Annotated in this window: 1 protein-coding gene; it reads right to left on the bottom strand. The window is 59.6% G+C overall.

The window, feature by feature from the left end; all coding sequences use genetic code 11:
* Positions 1-6,731, bottom strand: a 6,731-nt coding sequence (locus tag KQH60_RS14340; protein ID WP_237577094.1) for a non-ribosomal peptide synthetase, incomplete at both ends; no start/stop codon positions are given.

Here is a 6,731-nt window from a genome sequence, read left to right as displayed (position 1 = left end):
GTATCGAAATACCCTGACGGTAAGCCCTCGGTGACATGTGCAGCCTGCGTGCGCAATTGAACACGTGAGGCCAGTTCCGGTTGCTGCGCCAACTGAGCGCGTAGTGTCTCAATGGAAGGCGCGGAAAAGTCCGTGCCCCAATACGCGTCACAATGAGGCGCCAGGTGGGCGAGCAACAGTCCAGTGCCTACACCAATCTCCAACACGCGCCGCGGTTGCAGCTCACGGATGCGCTCCACCGCATCCGCGCGCCATGCCTGCATATCCGCTAATGGGATCGGTTGGCCATCGTAGCTACTCTTCCAAATGTTGAAATTCTCACCAAATGGATAGTCCGCGTCGTCTTGATAGTACGTATCGTAGACCTTCTGCCATTCTTCGACTTGATTCGCCTCCGTCGCGAGATCTCGCTCGGCAGGCGCTTTATCAAGCACGATATAGCCAACCAGTTGTTGGCTTCCAGCTTGGTCCTCTCGCGCGATTACCGCAGCTTGCGCCACGCCCGGGTGACACTGCAGCACCGCCTCAACCTCGCCCAGCTCAACCCGGAAGCCACGGACCTTGACTTGCTGGTCCGCGCGGCCGACAAACTCCAGCGCGCCATCCGAGCGCCAATACGCAAGATCGCCCGTCCGGTACAGCCGTGCACCGCTCGCATCGAACGGATGAGCAATGAAACGCTCGGCAGTCAACCCCGGTCGGTTGAAGTAACCCCTGGCCACGCCCGTACCGGCTATATACAATTCCCCCACGACGCCAACCGGCACCGGACGCAAGCATGCGTCTAAAACGTAGGCCGTGGCGTTATCCAGGGGTGTACCGATCGGCATCGACGCTTGCGCTTGATACGGCGCCTCGATCAGATGGCAAGTGGCAATGGTCGTCTCGGTCGGTCCATACCCGTTGATAAACCGCAGGGTTGGGCAGTACTCAAGCACGCGCTGCGCCGCCGCGGAGGAGACAACATCGCCGCCCACCGTCAGCTGACGCACACTGCGCAGATAGCTCAAGTCACCTTCAGCCATCACTTGAAACAACCCTGCGCTCAACCATAGCGCGCTCACCTGATGCGTTCGGATGGTCTCTTGCAGCACGTGCACGTCCAACTCACCCGGCGGCACAATGACTGCCTGGCCACCGCACAACAGCGGCGTCCACAGCTCATACGTGGACACGTCAAAGGCGTGCGACGAATGCAGCAGCACGCGATCGCGCGCGGCTGACAAACGCCGGTCCCAGGCCATATAGCGCACCGTGCGATGCACAATGCCCACGCCTTTAGGCTGGCCGGTCGAGCCCGACGTGTACATCAAATACGCCAGTTGCTCGGGCGAGCAAGCCACCGCGGGGTTATCGCTTGGCTCCTGAGCGAGTGACGCCTCGCCACCAACAACAATGACATGGGGATTGAGCGCATCGCAGCGCGCTTGTAAGGCGCAATCCGTCAGCACAATGGGTGCGCGCGTTTCACTCAATAACGTGTACAGCCGGCTGTCAGGCCATTGCTCGTTCAGTGGCATATAGACGCCACCGGCTTTAATGACGGCCAGCGCTGCCACCACGCGCTCGGGCGAGCGTTGCATCAACACGGCCACGGGTGTCTCCGTCACCACGCCCAGCCGGATCAACCGATGAGCCAGACGGTTCGCCTGAGCGTTAAGTGCCGCGTAACTAATTCGCTGTTCTTTAAAAATAAGTGCAATGGCTTCAGGTGTTTGGGCTACCTGTTCTTCAAACAACTGGTGCACGCACCGATGCGACGGATAATCGCGCTGCGTCGTATTCCATGTTTTGAGCAGCAAGGTTCGTTCGTCTTCGGGCATCACCTCCAGTTGCTGAACCGGTTTGTCGTGCGCATGCTCGAGTGCTTCGACAAGGCTTTCTAGTGCCTGCTGCATCGACCCACACACACGATCTGGGTCGATTGGCTGCGCCACTTGGCAGCCCAAGCTTAAAATTTGCTTAGAATCGTCCACTGCCAATGTGAGCGGATAATTAGTACGCTCCTCTGCGCTTAATAACTCGACACCGTCGGCCATCAGGGTTTCAGCCAAAGGCGCCTCATTATGCCGATAGTTGAGTAGCGCACTAAACAGTGGCCTGCCTGTCGGCACCCCACTGCAGCGCTGCGCGAGTGCCAGCGACGCATGTTCGTGTTCGAGCAGGGCGGCCAAGCGCGCGTGTGTGTCTCGCACACTGTGCTCAACATTACCGTACAAATCCACACGCAGCGGTAACGTATTAATGAACAGCCCCATCGCACTATCCGCGCCGTCCCCTCCTTGCATCCGCCCAAACAGCACCGTGCCAAACACCACTTGCTGCCGGCCACTCGCACGCGCCAGTACTTGCGCCCACGCCAAATGGCACAAGCTAGCTAAACTCACGCCCAAGTTTCTGGCCTGGGCGCGCAGTCGATCGTTTAACTCTTGTGGCAGCGCTCGGCGCGCCTCGGCGATTTGATTACCATCGCAATGTACATCCTCTAACCCGAACGGCAGCGTGGGTTCCTCCACGTCAGCCAGCATGTCAGTAAAGAAGCGCGCATGCTCCTCTTCACTGACACCCAGGCGGGTCTGCGCGACCAGGTTACGGAACGGTTGGGCTGGTGGCAATGTGTCGCCCCGTCCCTCAATGAAAGCCTGCACTTCATTATTCATGACCTCCAGTGTCGAATGATCGTTGATTAAATGATGCACCAATTCGACTAATAACCAGCGGCCATCACTGTCTCGCGCAACAACGAAATGCATCAAGGGGGCTTGAGTTAGATCGATGCGATGCCGGCGAGGATTAAAGCGCTGGGCCAGTTGTTCGGTGATCGGCCCGTCAGCCGGATCCAACGCAAGTTCAGTAATCGGTAGCGACACGTCACGCCAGACGACCTGTGCAGGCGTGGACATATCTTCCCAGATAAACGCGGTGCGCAAAATATCGTGGCGATCGACGACATGCCGAACTGCATCAAGGTAGCAATCGAGCCGTTCCCGATTGGCAAAGGCCTTTTGAAAGATCAATAGATAGGGATCACCGTCGTTGGCCAATAGATGATGAAACAAGATACCGTCTTGCAGCGGTGACAACGCATAAATATCTTGGATGTTTGCCACCCCATCCGGCACCTGCGCGACGATCCGGTCGATGTCAGCTTGGGTTAGGCCAATCAGTGGCAGCATCTCCGGTGTCAGCGTGGTCGTGTCAGGGGTGATCGCATTCGGAGGTACCGCCACTTCACGATGCTGACCCAGCGATTGAGCCAACGCACTCAACGTGGGTCTGTCAAACAGCGCACGGACAGACACCCCTAGACCAATACGGCGCAGGCGCTCAATCAAGCGCACCACCAGCAGCGAATGGCCTCCGAGTGCAAAGAAGCTGTCATGCCGGCCGACACGCTCCACCTCAAGCAATTCGGCCCAAATTTGAGCCAGCGTGGTCTCTAATTCGCCTTGCGGCGCTTCATACGCTTGATGCGCGAGTGCACCAGCGTCTGGCTCAGGTAGCGCACGCCGATCCAGCTTGCCGTTCGGGGTCAGCGGCAATGAGTCCAGCCGCACAAACGCGGCCGGCACCATATACTCGGGCAAGCGAGCGGCTATATGCGTGCGCAGCTCGCCGACCAGCGCGTCATCCGGCTCGGCCACCACGTACGCGACAAGCCGCTTATCCATGCCTTCGCCCCGCACGAGCACCACTGCATCGCTCACCTGGGCGTGTTGCACCAGGCACGCCTCGATCTCGCCGGGCTCAATGCGAAAGCCGCGAATCTTGACCTGGTCATCATTGCGGCCTAAGTACTCCAGATTGCCATCGGGTCGGTAACGAGCCAAATCGCCCGTTTTGTACATTCGCGCATTGGGTACATCCGAGAACGGATCGCACACAAAGCGCTCAGCGGTCAGCTCCGGACGGTTCAGGTAGCCACGCGCCACCCCGTCCCCCCCTATGTACAGCTCCCCCACTGCACCCTGCGGTACCGGCTGGCCGTGTGCATCGAGCAGATAAACTTGGGTGTTCGCAATCGGCCGACCAATCGGGATATTGACGTTGCCCTTGGGCACCGCAGTGATCCTATAAGTCGTCGCGAATGTAGTGCTCTCGGTCGGACCATAACCGTTGATCAGCTGTTGAGGAGGCGTCTCTCGCAGTACTTGCGCCACCACGCTCGCATCTAGCGCGTCACCGCCGACAATCAAGGCCTTGAGTTGGGGAAAGACTGGGCCCAATTCCACGGCCATTTGATTGAACAAACCTACCGTCAACCACAAAACACTGATGCGCTGCTCGCGCAACGTTTGCGCAAACAGCGCTGGAGTCAGCACCGTGTCATGATCGATTACGACAGCCATCGCGCCATTTAATAACGGGGCCCAGACCTCAAAGGTGCTTGCGTCAAAAGCCGGATTGGCCGCCAGTGCGACGCGATCATCCGCTCCAACATCAACATAGCCATTGTTGATCACGAGCCGCGCGATCGCTCGATGCGGCACCAGCACGCCTTTGGGCATGCCGGTGGAGCCCGACGTGTACATCACATAGGCAGTATCAGCACTGCAGCAGGGCGGTTGTGGGCACGTCGTTGGAGTGTGCTCCGTTTCGTCGTTGTCTGACCAATCCAGACGCAATAGCGCTGTGGACACAGCAGCCGCCACTTCGGTGTGCACATCGGTGAGCAACAACTGCGCTGCGCAATCGTTCACGACCCAGCTTTGCCGCTCTGTGGGCGCGCGCGGATCAATCGGTACGTAAGCGGCCCCTGCCTTGAGGATTGCCAACTGGGCCACCACCAAATCAATCGAGCGCTCAAGCAGCGTGGCAACAGCGTGTCCAGGTTGAATGCCCAGATCAATGAGCCGATGCGCGAGGCGGTTCGCTCGTGCGTCCAATTGCGCATAGCTCAGTGTCTGCTCTTCATACACTAGCGCAGTGGCTTGCGGGCTGCGCGCCACCTGCGCCTCGAACAACTGGTGCACACACTGATGTGACGGATACTCACGCCGCGTCGTGTTCCACGTCTGAAGCAGCAACTGACGCTCATCCGCTCCCAGCATCTGAAGCGTTGCCACCGGTTGCTGTGGACAGGCCACCATCGCCTGCAACAGCGTCGTCAGATACTCCACGTGCCGCTCGATTGTCGCGGAGTCAAATAGCGCACTCGCATAATGCAATGACCCGGTAATCTCCTCACCTGCTTCATACAGGTGCATTTCCAGGTCAAACCTGACCATGTCGTAATCAAGCTCGCCGGGCTTGACATCCAGCTCGGGTAAGCTCCACTGCCCTGTCTCATTGCTCTGCCACGCGAACATCACCTGAAATAGCGGCGTGTGATTTAAGCGGCGCGGCGGCTGCACGATCTCGACGACCTGCTCGAACGGCAAATCCTGATGCGCCTGCGCGTCCAACGTCGTGCGCCGCACGCGCTCGAGCAGTTGTGCGGTATCGGGTTCGCCCTCCAAATTCACGCGTAACGCCAACGTATTGACAAAAAAGCCAATTAACGGCTCGATCGCGGCATGCCCCCGGTTCGCGCTGGGCGTGCCAATGACCAAATCGTCCTGGCCTGACAGGCGCGCGAGCACCGCGCTCCACGCGGCGAGCACCGTCATAAATAGCGTCGTGCCGTGCTCACCGCTCAAACGCTTCAGTGCACGCGTGGTTCGTGCATCGATCTGCACCGGCACATGCGCGCCGGCAAACGACTGTTGCGCCGGGCGCGGCCGGTCCGTCGGTAGCTCCAGCAGCACCGGCGCATCGGCCAGCGTCGTGCGCCAATAGTCGCTCTGCGTTTGAAGTCGCTCACCCGACAGCCACTGACGCTGCCAGGCCGCATAATCCGGATATTGGATCGCCAGCGCCGGCAGCGGATCGGCCTGGCCGGCAACGCCTGCAGCATACAACGCGCTGAGTTCCCGCACGAATACCCCAAGCGACCAACCGTCCGACACAATATGATGCTGCGTGAGCACACACACGTGTTCATCATCGGCAAGCTGGATTACGCACGCACGCATCAGCGGACCATGCATCAGATCAAACGGTGCGCTCGCTGCGCCGCGACTTAAGCGCGCCAGTTGCATTTCGACGTCCGGCGCTTTGCGCAGGTCATGCCAGTGCAGCGGCACGCCCGTATCGGCCGGCAGCAACCGCACCTGCGGCTGACCCTCGATACTCACGAACGTCGAGCGCAGCGCCTCATGGCGAGAGAACAGTGCGTCTAGCGCTTGTTGCCATGCAGTCCGGTTCAGTGGCCCATGCAGATGCAGGATAAGCGGGATGTGATAATTCGCGCTTGTCTCATCAAGTTGTGTGAGGAACCACAGCCGTTGCTGCGCGAACGACAGCGGCAAGCCGCCTTCGCGTGAGATCGGTGTGATCTCAGGCAGCGCACTGGTCTGCTGGATCAATTGCGCATTCACCACCGCCGCGAACGCCGCCAGCGTCGGCGACGCGAACAGCGTCGCGAGCGGCACGTCAGCACCCAACGCCCTGACCCGGTTCATCAAACGCACCGCAAGCAGCGAATGGCCACCCAGCGCAAAGAAGCTATCATGCCGGCCCACACGCTCGGCACCCAATAGCTGCGCCCAGATCGTCGCCAGCGTGGCTTCTAGCTCGCCTTGTGGCGCTTCATACGCCTGATGCGCGAGCGCGTCGTCATCCGGCGCGGGTAGCGCACGCCGATCGAGCTTGCCGTTGGGCGTCAAGGGCAACGCATCCAGTCGCACGAA

The sequence above is a fragment of the Mycetohabitans sp. B8 genome, assembly GCF_021991875.1.
Classification (GTDB): domain Bacteria; phylum Pseudomonadota; class Gammaproteobacteria; order Burkholderiales; family Burkholderiaceae; genus Mycetohabitans.
This window is presented reverse-complemented; position numbering and strand designations above follow the sequence as displayed.